This is a genomic window from Limnohabitans sp. 103DPR2 (genome assembly GCF_001412575.1).
Taxonomy (GTDB): domain Bacteria; phylum Pseudomonadota; class Gammaproteobacteria; order Burkholderiales; family Burkholderiaceae_C; genus Limnohabitans_A.
In genome coordinates this window covers 1,549,269-1,566,887 of the sequence record NZ_CP011834.1, presented here as the reverse complement: position 1 = coordinate 1,566,887, position 17,619 = coordinate 1,549,269, and the positions used below count along the sequence as shown (strand labels likewise).

17 protein-coding genes are annotated in these 17,619 nt (G+C 53.1%); 14 read left to right on the top strand and 3 right to left on the bottom strand.

Annotated features, from left to right (window positions below):
• Positions 1 to 30 precede the first annotated feature (30 nt).
• The 6 genes from trxA (at position 31) to L103DPR2_RS07615 (ending at position 5,938) form a co-directional block, all read left to right on the top strand.
• Positions 31 to 363: a thioredoxin TrxA gene (trxA, locus tag L103DPR2_RS07640; RefSeq protein ID WP_055360481.1), complete on the top strand. Its 333-nt coding sequence runs from the start codon at positions 31 to 33 to the stop codon at positions 361 to 363.
• A gap of 315 nt (positions 364 to 678) precedes the next feature.
• Entirely contained in the window at positions 679 to 1,941 is a 1,263-nt protein-coding gene (gene rho / locus L103DPR2_RS07635) for a transcription termination factor Rho (protein WP_055360480.1), read from the top strand.
• Positions 1,942 to 2,068: 127 nt separating this feature from the next.
• A complete protein-coding gene (locus tag L103DPR2_RS07630) occupies positions 2,069 to 2,329 on the top strand; it encodes a type B 50S ribosomal protein L31 (protein WP_055360479.1) in 261 nt (86 codons plus the stop codon).
• Between the two features lie 143 nt (positions 2,330 to 2,472).
• Positions 2,473 to 4,233, top strand: coding sequence for a hypothetical protein (locus L103DPR2_RS07625; protein ID WP_055360478.1), 1,761 nt, complete (start codon positions 2,473 to 2,475; stop codon positions 4,231 to 4,233).
• A gap of 14 nt (positions 4,234 to 4,247) precedes the next feature.
• Positions 4,248 to 5,588, top strand: a complete 1,341-nt coding sequence (locus tag L103DPR2_RS07620; RefSeq protein ID WP_055360477.1) for an MATE family efflux transporter — start codon at positions 4,248 to 4,250, stop codon at positions 5,586 to 5,588.
• A 50-nt stretch (positions 5,589 to 5,638) separates the two neighbouring features.
• Positions 5,639 to 5,938: an antibiotic biosynthesis monooxygenase family protein gene (locus tag L103DPR2_RS07615; RefSeq protein WP_055360476.1), complete on the top strand. Its 300-nt coding sequence runs from the start codon at positions 5,639 to 5,641 to the stop codon at positions 5,936 to 5,938.
• A gap of 50 nt (positions 5,939 to 5,988) precedes the next feature.
• Here the strand turns inward: L103DPR2_RS07615 and L103DPR2_RS07610 are convergent, their stop codons facing one another.
• Positions 5,989 to 6,435, bottom strand: coding sequence for a MarR family winged helix-turn-helix transcriptional regulator (locus L103DPR2_RS07610; protein ID WP_055360475.1), 447 nt, complete (start codon positions 6,433 to 6,435; stop codon positions 5,989 to 5,991).
• A 100-nt stretch (positions 6,436 to 6,535) separates the two neighbouring features.
• On the opposite strand from L103DPR2_RS07610, the gene L103DPR2_RS07605 reads away from it, so the two are divergent.
• The 8 genes from L103DPR2_RS07605 to rpoD all read left to right on the top strand — a co-directional run bounded on the left by L103DPR2_RS07605 (position 6,536) and on the right by rpoD (position 16,103).
• A complete protein-coding gene (locus L103DPR2_RS07605) occupies positions 6,536 to 7,240 on the top strand; it encodes a fumarylacetoacetate hydrolase family protein (protein WP_055360474.1) in 705 nt (234 codons plus the stop codon).
• A gap of 49 nt (positions 7,241 to 7,289) precedes the next feature.
• The gene (locus L103DPR2_RS07600; RefSeq protein ID WP_055361931.1) at positions 7,290 to 7,778 is read left to right on the top strand and encodes a TRAP transporter small permease; all 489 of its coding nucleotides are present in this window, start codon (positions 7,290 to 7,292) and stop codon (positions 7,776 to 7,778) included.
• Positions 7,775 to 9,094 carry a TRAP transporter large permease gene (locus L103DPR2_RS07595; protein ID WP_055360473.1) on the top strand — a complete coding sequence of 440 codons (1,320 nt, stop codon included), beginning with the start codon at positions 7,775 to 7,777 and terminating at the stop codon, positions 9,092 to 9,094. Before L103DPR2_RS07600 ends, L103DPR2_RS07595 begins: the two co-directional genes overlap by 4 nt.
• Positions 9,095 to 9,158: 64 nt before the next feature.
• Entirely contained in the window at positions 9,159 to 10,232 is a 1,074-nt protein-coding gene (locus L103DPR2_RS07590; protein WP_055360472.1) for a TRAP transporter substrate-binding protein, read from the top strand.
• Entirely contained in the window at positions 10,229 to 10,780 is a 552-nt protein-coding gene (locus tag L103DPR2_RS07585) for an NUDIX hydrolase (protein ID WP_055360471.1), read from the top strand. Before L103DPR2_RS07590 ends, L103DPR2_RS07585 begins: the two co-directional genes overlap by 4 nt.
• A gap of 66 nt (positions 10,781 to 10,846) precedes the next feature.
• A complete protein-coding gene (locus tag L103DPR2_RS07580; RefSeq protein WP_055360470.1) occupies positions 10,847 to 11,080 on the top strand; it encodes a hypothetical protein in 234 nt (77 codons plus the stop codon).
• Between the two features lie 83 nt (positions 11,081 to 11,163).
• Positions 11,164 to 13,185 (top strand): DNA primase, encoded by a 2,022-nt coding sequence (gene dnaG, locus L103DPR2_RS07575; RefSeq protein WP_055361930.1) that lies wholly within the window; start codon positions 11,164 to 11,166, stop codon positions 13,183 to 13,185.
• 269 nt (positions 13,186 to 13,454) lie between these two features.
• Positions 13,455 to 16,103: an RNA polymerase sigma factor RpoD gene (gene rpoD / locus L103DPR2_RS07570; protein WP_231717599.1), complete on the top strand. Its 2,649-nt coding sequence runs from the start codon at positions 13,455 to 13,457 to the stop codon at positions 16,101 to 16,103.
• An 88-nt stretch (positions 16,104 to 16,191) separates the two neighbouring features.
• Here rpoD and L103DPR2_RS07565 read toward each other — a convergent pair whose 3' ends face one another.
• Together L103DPR2_RS07565 and L103DPR2_RS07560 are read right to left on the bottom strand one after the other, a co-directional pair.
• Complete coding sequence (locus tag L103DPR2_RS07565; protein WP_055360469.1) at positions 16,192 to 16,647, bottom strand: hypothetical protein; 456 nt, start codon at positions 16,645 to 16,647, stop codon at positions 16,192 to 16,194.
• A gap of 25 nt (positions 16,648 to 16,672) precedes the next feature.
• A complete protein-coding gene (locus L103DPR2_RS07560) occupies positions 16,673 to 17,380 on the bottom strand; it encodes a TerC family protein (RefSeq protein WP_055360468.1) in 708 nt (235 codons plus the stop codon).
• Positions 17,381 to 17,619 lie beyond the last annotated feature (239 nt).

Below are 17,619 nucleotides of genomic sequence, written 5' to 3'. Positions count from 1 at the left end.
TGCATTTCACATTCAAACAAGGAAAAGGCCATGGCCAGCGATTTGATCAAACACACTTCTGATGCCACATTTGACGCTGACGTTATCAAGTCAGCTACACCTGTGGTGGTTGATTTCTGGGCTGAATGGTGCGGCCCTTGCAAAATGATTGCGCCCATTTTGGACGATGTGGCAGGTGCCTATCAGGGCAAATTGCAAATCACCAAAATGAATGTGGATGAAAACCGTGACATTCCTGCCAAGTATGGCATTCGCGGCATCCCTACCCTCATGATCTTCAAAGACGGTCAACTGGCGGCAACCAAGGTGGGCGCCATGAGCAAAGCCCAATTGACAGCTTTCATTGACCAACAATTGGCCTGAAACTTTGAACAGGGCGAGTGCGCCAGCTCGCCCCACTTCAGGCAAAAGCCTTAATTTCTTGAGACCAGCGCTCATGCGCTTCTCAGGCACGGCTTGCGAAGCCCGCGAAATTCCTGTCATAATCCGCAACGTTGATCCCCAAAAGGGTTTCAACACAGTTTCAAGATAGAAACTTCGTAAAGCCCCAAGCGCCTGCTTATCCTACTGGCGCACCTTTCATGGCTTTGGTTTCTAGACGCTTGAAATTCTGGTTTTCCAACTCCCCCTGATTTTTTTGACATCAACCCACCAGGGTTGTTTTACGCAGGTAAATCCATGCACTTAAACGAACTCAAGGCACTGCACGTGTCTGAAGTCCTCAAGCAAGCCGAAGCACTTGAGATTGAAAACACGGGCCGCATGCGCAAGCAAGAGCTGATGTTTGCCATCATCAAAAAGCGCGCCCGCGCTGGTGAACAAGTGTTTGCCGATGGCGTTTTGGAAATCTTGCCTGACGGCTTTGGTTTCTTGCGCAGCCCCGACACCAGCTACACCGCCAGCACCGACGACATCTACATCAGCCCCAGTCAAGTGCGCCGATTCAATCTGCACACGGGTGACATGATCGAAGGTGAAGTGCGCATCCCCAAAGACGGCGAGCGCTACTTTGCCCTCACCAAGCTGGACAAGGTCAATGGCGATTTGCCAGAGAACAACAAGCACAAGATCATGTTTGAGAACTTGACGCCCTTGTTCCCCAACATTCAAATGCGCTTGGAGCGTGACATCAAGGCCGATGAGAACATCACCAGCCGTGTGATTGACATCATTGCCCCCATTGGTAAAGGCCAACGTGCCTTGATCGTGGCGCAGCCCAAGTCGGGTAAGACCGTGATGATGCAGCACATTGCGCATGCCATCACGGCCAACAACCCCGACGTCCACCTGATGGTTTTGCTCGTTGACGAGCGCCCTGAAGAAGTGACAGAGATGCAGCGCACCGTGCGCGGCGAAGTCATAGCCTCCACATTTGACGAACCTGCAGCGCGCCACGTTCACGTGGCCGAAATGGTCATCGAGCGCGCCAAGCGTTTGGTCGAACTCAAAAAAGACGTCGTCATCTTGCTCGACTCGATCACCCGTTTGGCCCGCGCGTACAACAATGTGGTACCCAGTTCAGGCAAGGTTCTGACCGGCGGTGTCGATGCCAACGCCCTGCAACGCCCCAAGCGTTTCTTTGGCGCAGCGCGCAATGTGGAAGAAGGCGGCAGCTTGACCATCATCGCAACCGCTTTGGTGGACACCGGTAGCCGCATGGACGAGGTGATCTTTGAAGAATTCAAGGGCACAGGCAATTGCGAAATTCATTTGGAACGCCGCTTGTACGAAAAGCGCGTGTTCCCCGCGATCAACTTGAACCGCAGCGGAACGCGTCGAGAAGAGATGTTGTTGCAACCCGAAGTGCTGCAAAAGACCCGTATCCTGCGCCAGTTCATGTACAACATGGACGAAATTGAAGCCATGGAAATGGTGCTCAAGAGCATGAAAGCCACGAAGAGCAATGTCGAATTCTTCGACATGATGCGACGCGGCGGCTAAAAAGTAGCTGTCTCAGCTCTAATTTGGCATGCAAGTCATTGATTTCATGCCATAATCTCGTTTTTCGCGAAAAGTACCCTGGAATGGTCCATGGGCGGCTGTCGCAACTGAACTCAAGGAAAAGACCATGAAAGAAGGCATTCACCCCAACTACCGAGAAGTTTGCTTCTTGGACCTGTCTAACGGCTTCAAGTTCGTCACACGTTCTTGTGTCAACGCCAAAGAAATGGTGAAAATGGACGACGGCCGCGAGTTGCCTTTGTTCAAGTTGGATACTTCCAGCGAATCGCACCCCTTCTACACAGGTACACAAAAATCTGTGGACAACATGGGTGGTCGCGTTGAGAAATTCCGCAATCGCTTTGGCAAGACAAGCGTCACCAAATAATTCCCCAAACGCATCACTGCGTGATCAAACAGGGCAGCCCGGGCAACCGGCCTGCCCTTGTTTTTTGCACCGGCTAAATTGCGCATGTTTTTTTACCTTGGGGTCGCTTTGATCCAAGGTGCTTCTCTGCTATCTTCTAAGTTGTGACTTTCAACTCTTCTGATTCATCTTCCAATCCAGCCATCGTGGCCCAAAGCGCTGTCAGGCGCTTGCCGCGGTGGGTACTGTTGATGTTCTGCTTGGCCTATGTGCTGCCAGGTTTTGTCGGCAGAACGCCTTGGAAGGCAGACGACATGGAAGCTTTTGGTTTCATGCTGCACTTGGCTCAGACCTTCGGGCCTGAAACAGTCTCGTGGCTAAAACCAACCCTGCTAGGGCAAGTCGATCCCCATGCGGCCTTGCTGCCCTATTGGTTAGGTGCATGGAGCATCCAAATCTTGCCCGCAGCCATTCCCATCGATTTGGCAGCGCGCGTTCCCTTCATGGGCTTGCTGGCCCTCACACTGGCCGCCACCTGGTATGGCGTTTATGCCTTGGCAAGAACGCCCGCCGCACAGCCTGTGACCTTTGCCTTTGGCGGCGAAGCACGTCCGGCTGATTACGCCAGGGCCATTGCCGACGGAGGTTTGTTGGCCTTGTTGGCTTGCTTGGGTTTGGCAAGGCTTTCACACGAAGCAACACCCGCGCTTGCGCAGTTGAGCTTTTCCACATTGCTCTTTTTTGCATTGGCCAATCTGCCTCGCAAACGCACAGGGGCTTGGGTCAGCTCGGCCATCGCCATTGTGGGCATGGCACTCTCAGGCGCACCGGCCTTGGCCATGATCTTGGGTGTCGGCGGTGCCATTGTCATGGCACTGGACACAGGCAAGCCCAGCGCATTGCGTGCGCGCAGTGTGGATGTGGCCTGGGTGTTGCTCATTTGTCTGGCCACTGCAGCCTTGGTCAGTGCCCTGGGGCTGTGGCGTTGGCGTGTGGCCTACTCGCACATTTTTGAAATCAAATCGATGACGCGCTTGTTGCTTTGGTTCACATGGCCCGCTTGGCCATTGGCCATTTGGACCCTCTGGCGCTGGCGCTTCCAACTGCAACACCTGACAGCCAATCCGCATTTGTCACTGCCGCTTTGGTTTGTTGCCGTCGCCATCTGCACAACCTGGTTTTCGGGTCTCAGCGATCGCGCTTTGCTTCTGAGTTTGCCAGCCATGGCAACCCTGGCAGCATTTGCGCTGCCAACGCTCCGCCGCAGTGTCAGTGCATTTGTGGACTGGTTCACTTTGGTGTTTTTCAGTGTGGGGGCATTGATCATTTGGGTTGTATGGACCTCTTTGCAAACCGGCATTCCGGCACAACCCGCTATCAACGTTGCACGACTCGCACCCGGATTTACGCACGTCTTTTCTGGCGCCGCTCTTGTCTTTGCTTTGATGGCCTCGCTGGTATGGGCTAGCTTGGTCAAATGGCGGGCGGGCCGTCACCGCGCCGCCATTTGGAAAAGCATGGCACTGCCCGCGGGTGGCGCCATTTTGTGTTGGCTTTTGGTCATGACGTTGTGGTTGCCTCTCTTGAATTTTGCGCGCAGCTACGAGCCTTTGGTGCTCAAAGTTCGCGACATGCTTGGCACGCCAGAATGCGTTCACTACCATGGCCTCACGCGCGCGCAAGGCGCTGCATTTGAGTTTCACGGAAAGTTCAAGTTGATTCCTACAAGCAAAGACTCAACGGATGGCAACCCGCAGGTTGCGCAATGCGAATGGTTGATTGTTGATACGCAAGCATTGAGCACCTTGAAAAAAGATGTCGACATGCAAACTTGGCAATACCAAGCCACTGTTCGTCGCCCCTCCGACAACAATGAAGACATTGTTTTGTACAAACGCACAGCACCCCACGTTGCCAAACCCTGAACGCGTGTTGCTGAATGTTTGAAGCGCGCATCATCCTTCGCCATGCTGGCACGGTCCTGATCGGCCAGTTGGCAGTGATGTCTTTTGGCATTGCCGACACGCTGATTGCGGGGCGCTACGATGCTTCTGCTTTGGCCGCTCTTTCAGTCGGCTCAGCCATCTACATCAGCATCTACGTGGCGTTGAATGGCCTGATGCAAGCCATGCTGCCTGTTTGGTCCGAACTGCGAGGCGCAGGCCAGCATGTGGCCTTGGGCAAATCTGTTCGTCAAGCCTTGTACCTTTGCTTGAGCGTCAGTTTGCTCGGCATGCTCGCGCTCTTGTGGCCCGGTATATGGCTAGAGGCAACCCAAGTTCCAGAAGCTTTGCAAGGGGATGTCCGCGCTTATTTACAAGTTTTGGCGGTGGCGGTTGGACCCTCCTTGCTGTTTCGCATGTATGCCACCTTGAATCAAAGTCTGGGCATGCCCTTGAGGGTCACCGCTCTTCAAATTGCAGCCTTGGGCATCAAGATTCCGCTGTCCATTTGGTTCACATTGGGTGGCTGGGGTTTGGCGGCTCACGGCGTTGTGGGATGTGCTTGGGCCACCTTGGTCGTGAACACTTGGTTGTTGCTCATGGGCATTTACCACTTACGCCATCATCCTGTTTATGTCCCCTATCGGATTTGGCAGCCAATGGAAGCCGTGCATTGGCCAACACTGCGTCAATTTTTACGCTTGGGCGTACCGTCTGGTTTATCACTCATGGTGGAAGTGACCGCCTTCACGATGATGGCCTTGTTCATCTCCCGGCAAGGCGTGGTTGCCGCAGCCAGTCATCAAATCGCCGCCAGTTTGGCCAGCCTGATGTACATGGTGCCCTTGGCATTGGGCATTGCCAGCAGTGCCCGTGTCGGATTTTGGTTGGGCGCCAGTCAAGCCCACCATGCCGAACAAGCAGCGAACACAGGGCTGAAAATTTGCTTGGCATTGGCCCTGCTTAGCAGCGGTGGCTTGGCATTGAACCGCGAGGGTTTGGCACAGCTTTTTTCTGCCAATGCAGAAGTTGCCATCACCGCTGCCAGCGTGTTGGTATGGGTGGCGTTGTACCACTTGGTGGATGCCTTGCAAGCGGTTTGCGCCTTCATTTTGCGTTGCTACCGAATCACCCTGATCCCCCTGGCCATCTATTGTGTGATGCTATGGGGCGTGGGTCTGGGAGGCGCCTATCTGTGGGCCTATGAAGGCTTAGGCCCATGGTCTGCACGTCCAGAAGTTAGCACTTTTTGGGCGACCAGCAGCTTTGCTTTGGTCATCGTGACCCTGTGCTTTGTGTCGCTCGTTTTGTGGACAGCCAAGCAACGTCGACTTTAATTTGTCAAAATAAGCCCGTTGACATTCACAACTCACACTTGAGGTTTTACATGATTCTCGAACTTGCAGACATTCGCATCACGCCTGGCCAACAGAAGGCTTTTGAAGAGGCCATTGCTCGCGGCCTGGCAACCGTTATTTCGCGCGCCAAAGGCTTTCAAGGCGCCAAAGTCAATCGAGGCATTGAGAGTCCAGATCGCTTTGTGTTGCAAATTTTTTGGGACACCCTAGAAGACCACACCGTTGGCTTTAGAGAGTCACCCTTGTTTGCAGAGTGGCGCGCCATTGTGGGACCCTTCTTTGCGGCGCCACCCGTGGTCGAACATTTTGAATTGACTTACAAAAGTTAACTCAGGCAGGCGCTGTTGCACAACGCTGCACAGCGCTTGCAAAAATGAATTCAATCGGTCGAAGCTCGCTCGTGGCCTGCGACCAACTTGGCCAACAACACCCGCAGAGCTTGCGCCTCCTCTGGCGTTAGAGGGCTCGTGATTTTTTCTTGAACTTGCTCCACCGCACGCTTCATTTGAAGGGTGGCTTCTTGGCCGGCAGGCGTCAACCATAAAAGCTTGCGCCGACGGTCCACTTGATCGGGCTCACGTCGAATCCAGCCTTTGGTTTCTAGGCGACCGATCACCGAACCTGAAGTGGCTGCATCAAATGCCACGCGATTGGCCAAGGTCACTTGATCGACACCTGGCGTGTCCATCACCGCATTCAAAATGGCAAATTGAACAGGCGTGACATCTTCTGCCGACAGCTCGCTCATGAACAAGGCAACAGCAATTTGATGCGCACGGCGGACCAAATGACCCGGCGCTTGGGCGAAATCGAAACTGTTGTTCATAGCACTATCATTGGGTGGTTTGGAAAGATGCGTATTTTCGTAAGTATACTTACGAAAAGCGCTTTATTTCCGCTGAAATCTCCTGATCTGAAAGGTTCCCATGAGCTTCGTTTTTGCACCTTCTGAAATTCCCTCTGTCCCGGTACTTGGACAACCAGAGCGTTTTCCTGTTCACCGTATTTACTGCGTGGGCCGCAATTATGAAGAGCATGCCAAAGAGATGGGTTTCACAGGTCGTGAACCGCCCTTTTTCTTTCTCAAACCAAGTGACTCCTTGGTGGTTGTCAATGCAGGTGAAACAGGTCACATGCCCTACCCCAGCATCACCCAAAATTTGCACCACGAAATTGAACTGGTTGTGGCGATTGGCATTGGCGGCAAAAACATCAAAGCCGCAGACGCAGAAAAACACATTTATGGCTACGCGGTTGGCCTTGACATGACACGCCGCGATTTGCAAAACGACATGAAGAAACAGGGTCGTCCTTGGTGCATCGGCAAAGCCTTTGATCACTCTGCGCCCATTGGCCCCATCACCCCAAAAGACAAGGCCGGCGATATCAACAATGCCCCGCTCGATCTGTTGGTGAACGGTCAAGTTCGTCAAACCAGCAGTGTTGCCAAGCTCATCTGGAATGTGGCAGAGACCATTGAACACTTGTCAGCAGCTTGGGAATTGCAACCTGGCGACCTGATTTACACGGGCACGCCTGAAGGTGTTGCTGCCGTTGTGGCGGGCGATACATTGGTGGGTCAAGTGGCTGGCTTGGGCTCTTTGACAGTCAAGATCGATCCTGCCAAATAATCATTGAATGGAAACCACGAGGCTGATGGCCTCGTGTGCCGGAACTCTCATGAAAATACTCGAACTATTGGCCAAGTTGTGCAGTGTGCTGTCTGGCATCTTGCTCACATTCATCACCCTCATGACCTGCTACAGCCTGATTGGCCGCAACACCACCGGCGACACGATTGTGGGAGACTTTGAATTAACAGGCGTTGCCACAGGCGCTGCCATTGCGTTGTTCATGCCCCTGTGCCAACTGAAGAAGGCCAACATCATTGTGGACTTCTTTACGGCCAAAGCCAGTGAAGCCACCATCGTTCAACTTGATAGGCTTGGCGCATTGTTCATGGCCATGGCCTTTGGACTTCTGGCTTGGCGCACCTACCTTGGCGGCATGAATGCTTGGATTTCGCAATCGGGCTCCATGATGTTGGGCTTTCCAGAATGGATTGTTTATGCAGCCATGACACCGCCCTTGGTCTTGAGCGGCGTGATTGCTTTGGCACAAGCCATCATGGGCGAAAAATTTGCGGTCAATGAAGGAGCTGCAGCATGAGCGCCCTGACACTGTGCTTGATCATCTTCGGCGCCATGTTGGTGCTCATGGCCATTCGCGTTCCGATTGCAGTGGCCATGTTTGCAGCAGGCACGCTAGGCTATTTGACGCAAACCGGATGGGGACCCTATTCCAGCTTCCTCAACAATTTAGCGTTTGCGCGTTTTGCCAGTTATGACTTGTCCGTCATTCCTCTGTTCATATTGATGGGGCACTTTGCAACGCAAGGCGGCATCAGCAAAGCCTTGTTTCAGTTTGCAGCCAGCGTGATGGGACGCTTCAAAGGCGGCTTGGCCATGGCAGCCGTGCTAGCCAGCGCAGCCTTTGGCTCGATCTGCGGCTCATCCGTGGCAACAGCAGCCACCATCACCGGTGTGGCATTGCCTGAGATGAAGCGACATGGTTATTCCGGTCGACTCTCAACCGGCACCTTGGCTGCAGGTGGCACCTTGGGCATTTTGATTCCGCCCTCTGTGCCCTTGGTCATCTATGCCATTTTGACGGAACAAAACATTGCCAAGCTGTTTGCTGCTGCAATGATCCCAGGCGTCATTGCCATGGTCGGCTACATGATTGCCATTGCCATTTATGTGCGCGTAGTGCCTGGCCAAGCGCCAGAAGTCGATGACAACATTGAGCGCTTTTCGCTTGCTGCATTGGGTGGCATCGCGCCCATTGCCGCCGTTTTCATCATTGTGTTTGGCGGCATTTACGGCGGCTTTTTCACCCCCACTGAAGGTGCTGGCGTGGGTGCGGCGTCCACCTTTGTGGCCGCACTGCTCAAGCGCGAAATCAACTGGGCTAAATTCAAAACCTGTTTTTATGCCACCGCCGAAAGCTCGGCCATGATTTTCATGATTTTCATCGGTGCGGATGTCATGAACTCGTCTTTGGCGCTGACGCAAGTGCCTAACCAACTGGCAGAAGTGGTTGGCGGCTGGGGTCTGTCACCTTTGATGGTGGTCACGGCCATCTTGCTGTTTTACGTGGTCTTGGGCGCAGTCATGGACGAGCTCAGCATGATTTTGCTGACCATTCCCATTTTCTTCCCCATGATCATGGGCCTTGACTTTGGCATGGCCAAAGAACCCACCGCCATTTGGTTTGGCATCATGGTCTTGATGACCGTTGGCTTTGGCATGCTGGCGCCGCCAGTCGGCCTGAATGTCTATGTGGTCAACAGCATGGCCAAGGATGTGCCCATCTCTGAAAGTTACAAGGGTGTCATGCCCTTCCTCATCAGCGACACCATCCGTACCACTTTGTTGCTTTTCTTCCCCGGGATTTCCCTGTGGTTGATTCAATACGTCGCTTGATTTGAAATCGGTTTTTAAGGCCTTGATCCGTTAACATTCAGTCCATCAATATTTGGAGACACACATGATTCAACGTCGCTCACTTTTGAAATCTGGCGCCGTCGCTGCGCTGGCTGCCCCAGCCCTCACAGGTTTTGCCCAGCAAACCGTCACCCTGAAATTTCACACCTTCATGGCACCTCAGTCCAACGTGTGGCTCAACATGCACAAAGCATGGATGAACAAGGTTGAAAAAGAATCGGGTGGTCGCATCAAATTTGAAGCCTACCCTGCTATGCAATTGGGTGGTACACCTGTGCAGTTGTATGACCAAGCACGCGATGGTGTGGTCGACATTATCTGGACCTTGCCAGGCAACACAGCTGGGCGCTTCCCACGCATTGAAGTTTTTGAACTTCCGTTCATGATGACCAATGCCGAAGCCACCTCCAAAGCCTATTGGGAATATGTGCAAACCATGGCGCCAGATGAGTTCAAAGAAACGCAAGTCATTGCCTTGCAAGTGCACGGCCCTGGCGTGATTCACACGGCTGACAAGCCCGTCAAAAATGTGGCGGACATGAAGGGCTTGAAAATGCGCGCGCCAACACGCCAAGTGACCAAACTGATGGGCGCTTTGGGCGCCATTCCGGTTGGCATGCCTTTGCCTGGCATCCCCGATGCGTTGTCCAAGGGCACCATCAATGGTGCGGTCATTCCTTGGGAAGTGGTGCCCTCTGTGAAGGTGCACGAGTTGACCAAAAACCACGCAGAGTTTGATCCTGCGGGCGGCAGCCTCTACACCACCACATTTGTGATGGCCATGAACAAAGCCAAGTACAACTCTCTGCCGCCTGATTTGAAGAAAATCATCGATAACAACAGCGGCATGGAAACATCTGCTTGGCTTGGCAAAGTGCAACAAGAAGGCGATATTGCCGGACGCAAAGCCGCCAGCGATCGTGGCAATGCCATCTTTACGGTCAGCCCCGAAGAAGCACAAGAATTCCGTCGCAAGTCACGTACTCTGGAAGTGGAATGGGTTGAAGACATGAACAAGCGTGGCTATGACGGCCGCAAACTACTTGACACTGCGCGCGCGCTGATTGAAAAGCACAGCAAGGCGCCAGCTGCTAAAGCACCAGCGAAAAAAGCTTGAGCTTCCAACGCCAATTGATCAAACACTGCCGAGCCTGTGGTTCGGCAGTTTTGTATCGACTCCCCGATGATGGCGACACCAAAGAGCGTGCGGTTTGTACGGCATGCAACTTGGTGCACTATGAAAATCCACTCAATGTTGTCGGCACAGTGCCTTATTTAGGCAATCGCGTCCTTCTTTGCAAACGCAACATTGAGCCACGCAAAGGCAAATGGACTTTGCCGGCAGGCTTTATGGAACTTGGTGAAAGCACGTCTGAGGGCGCCGCAAGGGAAACCACTGAAGAGGCGGGTGCCAATTTCACCATGGGCCCCTTGATCACGGTCATGAGTGTGCCGCGCGTCGGTCAGGTCCATCTTTACTATCTGGCCGAATTGCTCAACGAAGAATTCAACCCTGGTTTTGAAACGCAAGAGACACGCATGTTTCTAGAGTCTGAAATCCCTTGGGATGACTTGGCCTTTCGCACAGTCCAGGAAACTTTGAAGCATTATTTTGCGGATCAAAAAACGGGCCAATATCAGGTTCATGCCTTCAATATTGACTGAGGTCATCCTGAACCCCCTGTGATTCGTTGTATCCTCATCTTGTTTTGTTTTATTGAAGGAAGTTCCATGTACAAACTCATCGTTGCAGGTGTCTTGAGCACCATGGCCTTGGCCTCTGTGGCACAAACTGCTGCACCTACAGCACCCGTCGTTCCTGCAGCGCCTGCTGCAGCGCCAGCGCCAGCGCCCGCAGCAGCCCCTGCTGCCGCACCAGCAGCCAAGCCCGCCGCAGAAGCGCCTAAAGCCGCCAAAAAGGCTGCCAAAAAGAAAAAGTCCAAAAGCAAAAAGAAAGCAGCCTGATTTTTCTGGCGCTTCAAAACAAGCCCTGCTGAGCAGGGCTTTTTTGTGCCCAAGGACCCCCCTTCTTGGGTGAAAATAGACCCGTGGCCATTCCTCAATCATTTATTCAAGAACTGCTTTCACGCGTTGACGTCGTGGAGGTGGTGGGCCGCTATGTCCAGCTCAAAAAGGGTGGCGCCAACTTTATGGGCTTGTGCCCATTTCATGGCGAGAAATCACCCAGTTTCACGGTCAGTCCGACCAAGCAATTTTTTCATTGCTTTGGCTGTGGCAAAAACGGCAATGCCCTTGGCTTTCTCATGGACCACGCGGGCATGACCTTCATTGAAGCCGTCAAAGACTTGGCGCAGCAAACCGGCATGACGGTGCCAGAAGATGATCTGTCACCCCAAGACCGCGCCAAAGCCGCTGAGCAAAAACAAAAACAAAACTCGCTTACCGACATGCTTGAAAAAGCGGGTGAATCGTATCGCCAGCATTTGAAGACCGCACCCAAGGCCGTCGCTTACCTCAAAGGGCGCGGCTTGTCTGGGCAAATTGCCAAACGCTTTGGCTTGGGCTATGCGCCAGAAGGTTGGCGCAGTTTGGCCAGTGTGTTCCCCAATTACGACGACCCTTTGTTGGTTGAAAGCGGTCTGGTGATTGTGAATGAGGACGACGACAAGCGATACGACCGTTTTAGAGATCGGGTGATGTTCCCCATTCGCAACATCAAAGGCGAATGCATTGGCTTTGGTGGACGGGTCATGGGCGATGGCACCCCCAAATACCTGAACTCGCCAGAGACACCCGTTTTCCACAAAGGTCGTGAACTGTATGGCCTGTTTGAAGCCAGAGAAAGCATCCACAGTGCTGGCTATGTGCTGGTGACCGAAGGTTACATGGACGTTGTGGCGCTTGCGCAGTGGGGCTTTCCAAATGCTGTGGCCACCTTAGGCACTGCATGCACGCCAGACCATGTGCAAAAACTTTTCCGATTCACCGATTCAGTGGTGTTCAGTTTTGATGGCGACAACGCAGGTCGCCGCGCCGCCAGAAAAGCTCTGGACGGTGCCTTGGGTTATGCCACCGATGTGCGCAGCATCAAATTTTTATTTCTGCCCCAAGAGCACGATCCCGACAGCTACATTCGAGAAAAAGGCTCCGAGGCTTTCTCCCAATGCGTTGCACAAGCCACGCCTCTGTCCAAATTTTTGATTGAAGTGGCTTCTGACGGGTGCGACTTGCAATCCGCAGAAGGTCGAGCCCATCTCTCGAGCAATGCCAGTCCCTTGTGGCGCGCTTTGCCCGATGGCGCCTTGAAGCGCCAATTGCTCACCGAGTTGGCCCAATTGATTCAGCTCGATCCCGCTGAGTTGGCGGGACTGTGGTTGCAGCAAGCCGAAGCTGCGGCAGCCCGAAGCCAGCCCCGTGGCAGCGTTCAAAATTCTGCCAACCAAAGCTCGGGGCGTGATACACAGGCTTATGCAACTGACGCGGCCTACGACCCTGAAGGACAGGCCTCACCGTTCGAATCCACCCGAAGTGCCACGTTCCAGAAATCAGGTTCGCGTACGCGCCCAGATGGGAAAACTTGGCAAAAAGATGCCAATGGCAAGTGGCGCCTGGTGGGCGGCAGCGAGCAGCCTCTCCAATTGGGTCCTAGAACGCCACTGGCCAATCGCGCAGACCATGCTGTTAGGCTTGTTTTGACCAACATGGCCTTGTGGGACACCCTCTCGGCCGAGGACCACGCCCTTCTCTGCGATTTACCCGGCGAGCACGGTGAATTGATGCGCTGGATTGAGAGTCAATTCCATGACCATGGTCCTTTGGCTTGGGGCACCCTGCAATCGGAAATACAAAATCAAGCCTTTGCACCCTTGGCTGCCAAATTGATGGGGGGGCATTTGCCAGTTGAGCCTGGTGCTGCAGCCGAGCTTGAACCCGGTGAGGCCCACAAAGAAGTGCGGATGTTGCTCAACTTAATGCTGATTGACCAACTCAAAGTCCAAGAAACAGCGGCCCTCAAAGAGGCTGAAAGTGGCCAAGACCCCGCAGCCTATCAGCGTTGGCGTGAACTCCATCAAAGGCGAAAAAGCCTGATCGGCGCTCAAATTCCTTGATGCCGCGAAGCCTATTTGGGTATAATCCAAAATTCAGGCAAGAGCGACAGCAGCACCTCCGGACCCGGCCAACGCCACAGCGCACCTCCCTCCTCGGGACGGCCAACCTACCGCAAGGACTGCACTCCAAATGTTCGCCCAAACATCTTGCCCCAAAACCTTGCCAATGATTGCACCTGCATACAGGTCAGCGTTGGCATCTCCTCTCGCGTCAGAAGTTTGTGACGCAGCGTTTGTTTCCAAGTTCGTTTGCAGTCCTGAGGTCCATCATGCCCGCTCCAAAGCCGAAGAAGCCCGTTAAAGCACAAGCCAAATCTGGCGCAGCCAAATCAGTTAAACCCATTGCAAAAGTTGCTGTCAAACCAGCCGCCAAGTCCAATGCCAAATCTGTGGCCAAGTCGGCCCCAGCCAAAGCAGCGAAACCAGCGGTCAAAGCAGCTCCTAAAGCAAGTCCGGTCAAAGCCAAAGCAAGCGCCAAACCAACACCCAAAGTCACTGCCAAGCCTGTCGTGAAAACGCCTGTCAAAGCAGTGGCCAAGCCTGTTGCCAAGCCCGCTGCCAAAGCTGCCGCACCGGCCAAGAAAGTCAGCGCAGTGCCCGTTTCCAAAAAAGAAGTTCCCGCCAAGGCGGTTGCAAAAGCAAGCAACAAAAATGCTAAAGCCGAACCCCAAAAAGTAAGTGCCAAGGAAGTCGCCAAAGAAAGCACCAAGGCATCCGCCAAAGTCAGCGCAAAAACCGTCAGCAAAGAAGTTGCCAAACCGGAAGCCAAAGTTGCAGAGGCCAAGGCCACCAAAGCTGCAGCCAGCAAGCCTGCCAAAACAACAGCACCCGAAGCCGATCTGAAACCGACTGGCGCTAAGCGCGGCCGCAAACCCAAAGCAGGCGCAGCAGCACCTGTCGATGAAGATTTGAGTGACATCGAAGATGACCTGGCGGGCGAACCCGTTGCAGAGTCAACCGAAAAAGCCAAACCCCTGCGCATGAAAATCAGCAAGGCCAAAGAGCGTGCCTTGATGAAAGAGTTTGGTTTGGATGAAACGGTCTTGTCTGAAGAAGACATGGCCAAGCGCCGTCAACGCTTGAAAGCCCTGATCAAGTTGGGCAAGACTCGCGGTTACCTCACGCACGGCGAGATTTCAGACCACTTGCCCGACAAGCTGGTTGACGCAGAAACTTTGGAAGTGGTGATCGCCACCCTGAATGATTTGGGTGTGGCCGTTTATGAGCAAACACCCGATGCCGAAACGCTGATCATCACCGACAACGCACCCACGGGTTCCACCGAAGAAGAAGCCGAAGAAGCTGCTGAAGCTGCTTTGTCGACAGTGGACAGTGAGTTTGGTCGTACCACCGACCCCGTTCGCATGTACATGCGCGAAATGGGCACGGTTGAGTTGCTGACGCGCGAAGGTGAAATTGAAATTGCCAAGCGCATTGAAGGCGGCTTGATGGACATGATGACGGCCATCAGCGCCTCACCTGCCACCATCGCCGAAATTTTGCGACTTGCGGGTGAAATCCGCGAAGGCAAAGTTGTGATCTCCACCGTGGTGGACGGCTTCTCCAACATCAACGAAGCCGATGACTACGTGGCTGAAGAAGACTTCGACGAATTTGACGAGTCGGACGACGATGACGGCAAAGGTGGCTCCAAGGCTCTGACCAAGAAATTGGAAGAGTTGAAGAATCAAGCCCTCGAACGCTTCGACCGCATTACAGAGCTGTTCGAAAAAGTGCACAAAATTTCTGCCAAAGAAGGCTGGGGTACACCGGCTTACCAGAAGGCACAAAAAGAATTGTCTGAAGAGTTGATGACCATTCGCTTTACAGCGAAGACCATCGAAAAGTTGTGCGACATGGTTCGCGGTCATGTGGATGACGTTCGCAAAAAAGAACGTGAATTGCGCCGCATCATCGTGGACAAATGTGGCTACCCACAGGACCAGTTCATTGCTGACTTCAGCGGCCGCGACAAAAACAACCAGCGCATTGCCTCTCACTTGCTCGATTTGAAATGGATCGAAAAACAAGCTGCCGCAGGCAAGCCTTGGAGTGCTGTGATGGGCCGCAACATCCCGCCCGTTCAAGACATTCAGCAAAAACTGACCGACTTGCAAACTCGTGTGGTGGTGCCTTTGGACGAACTCAAGGACATCAACAAGCGCATGAACGCGGGTGAACGCGCCTCACGTCACGCCAAGAAAGAAATGATCGAAGCCAACTTGCGTTTGGTCATTTCGATTGCTAAAAAATACACCAACCGCGGTTTGCAGTTCCTCGATTTGATTCAAGAAGGCAACATCGGTTTGATGAAGGCCGTGGACAAATTCGAATACCGTCGTGGTTACAAGTTCTCCACTTACGCCACATGGTGGATTCGTCAGGCCATCACCCGCTCTATTGCGGACCAAGCTCGCACCATCCGTATTCCAGTTCACATGATCGAGACGATCAACAAAATGAACCGCATCTCGCGCCAGCACTTGCAGGAATTTGGCTTCGAGCCCGATGCCAGCATCTTGGCCGAGAAAATGGAAATTCCGGAAGACAAGATTCGCAAGATCATGAAGATTGCCAAAGAGCCAATCTCCATGGAAACGCCAATCGGTGACGACGACGACAGCCACTTGGGCGATTTCATCGAGGACAGCGCCAACACTGCGCCAATCGATGCAGCCATGCAAGCGGGCTTGCGCGATGTGGTCAAAGACATCTTGGACAGCCTCACACCGCGTGAAGCCAAGGTGCTGCGCATGCGCTTTGGTATTGAAATGTCCACCGACCACACCTTGGAAGAAGTGGGCAAGCAGTTTGATGTCACGCGCGAGCGTATTCGTCAGATTGAAGCCAAAGCACTACGCAAGTTGAAGCACCCTAGCCGCAGCGACAAACTGCGCAGCTTCATCGACACGATGTAAAGACACAAGGCTGCACTTCAGCAGTCTTGACGACATGAAAAAACCCCTCAAGCCTAGGCTTGAGGGGTTTTTTGTTGGATGAAACGAATTACTCGCTGGCCATCACAATGGCAGCACTCATCGCCAAGACACCACTGGGAACAGCCCAAGTCGACTTTTCTTGAGGCTGCTCTGACGTCACAGGATCCAAATTAACGGCCATCTTGGGTCTGCGTGCATCAATCACACGCGCAGGCCCCACTTCGCCCCTGATCTGCTTGGTCAACTCAGACAAAGCGCCGTGGGCCACACGAACGTTGACTGTGTTACCACCACTTTGAAGCAGTTGTGACAACTCAGAGGTCGTTTCCTGAGTCCATTCTTGGCGCCATTTTTTTTGTGCCGCATACGTGAGCCAACGACCTGTGTGGCGGTTGAGCCGAGGGGGACATCCAATCAAAACCCAATTGGCGGCTTGTGGTCTCTGTCCATTCGCAGGCAGCATGGGGATAACTTGTTGGAGTGCATATTGCTTGTCGTCTATGTAAACAATGAATGTTTCCATTTTTTTCTCCTGGTTAAAAAATTGATTAGATGGCTTGTGTCTCTGACTCTTCTTGCACCTGTTTTCGAGTTGCCCACCAACCCATCACCAACACACCGGCTATTGCAACGATGTAAGTTGCAGCACGGGCCAAGTTGTTGATGGTTTCGCCGCCATCAAAGATGGGGTCTAATAATTTTTCATTGATGATCATTTGCGCAGCGGTGAAAGCCAAAACAGCCGCACCCAAGTGAATGATCACGGGCCATTTTTCGACCAAGCGCAAGACCAACTTACTGCCCAACACCACAATAGGGATGCTGATCAGCAAACCAATGACCACCAAATCGAAAGATCCGTTGGCGGCGCCTGCCACACCCAACACATTGTCAACGCCCATCAAGGCATCGGCCACGATGATGGTTTTCATGGCACCCCAGAAGGTGGTGGCGCCAACACCTTGGTGTTCGTCTTCAGATGTGTCTGAAATGAGCTTGTAGGCAATCCACAAGAGGCCCAAGCCACCAACCAACATGAGGCCAGGGATTTTGAGAAGCCACACCACGCCAACCGTCATGGCAGAGCGAACCACAATGGCACCGACGGTTCCCCAGACGATGGCTTTATTTTGATGTTCAGGTGGGAGATTACGCGCTGCAAGCGCGATCACGATGGCGTTGTCGCCAGCTAAAACTAAGTCGATGAGAATGATTGCCAGCAACGCTGACCACCATGGCACTGAAAACAATTCCATGAAAGACCTTCAATAACGATCCGAACAAGTCACAAAGGTCTTAATGACGCCTGTAACACGAGAGATCGAAGGTCTTGCTTTGCTTGTTATGAATCAGTTATATGCCCAACAAACCGAGAGTTAAAAAACTCCGTAATGACGATTTGTTGATTCCTTCGTGCTGTCTGAACGTGAATTCGGACTTGAAACTGAACACAAAGGAATTGAGCTACTCCCCAACGATTGGGAGATTAGAAAGG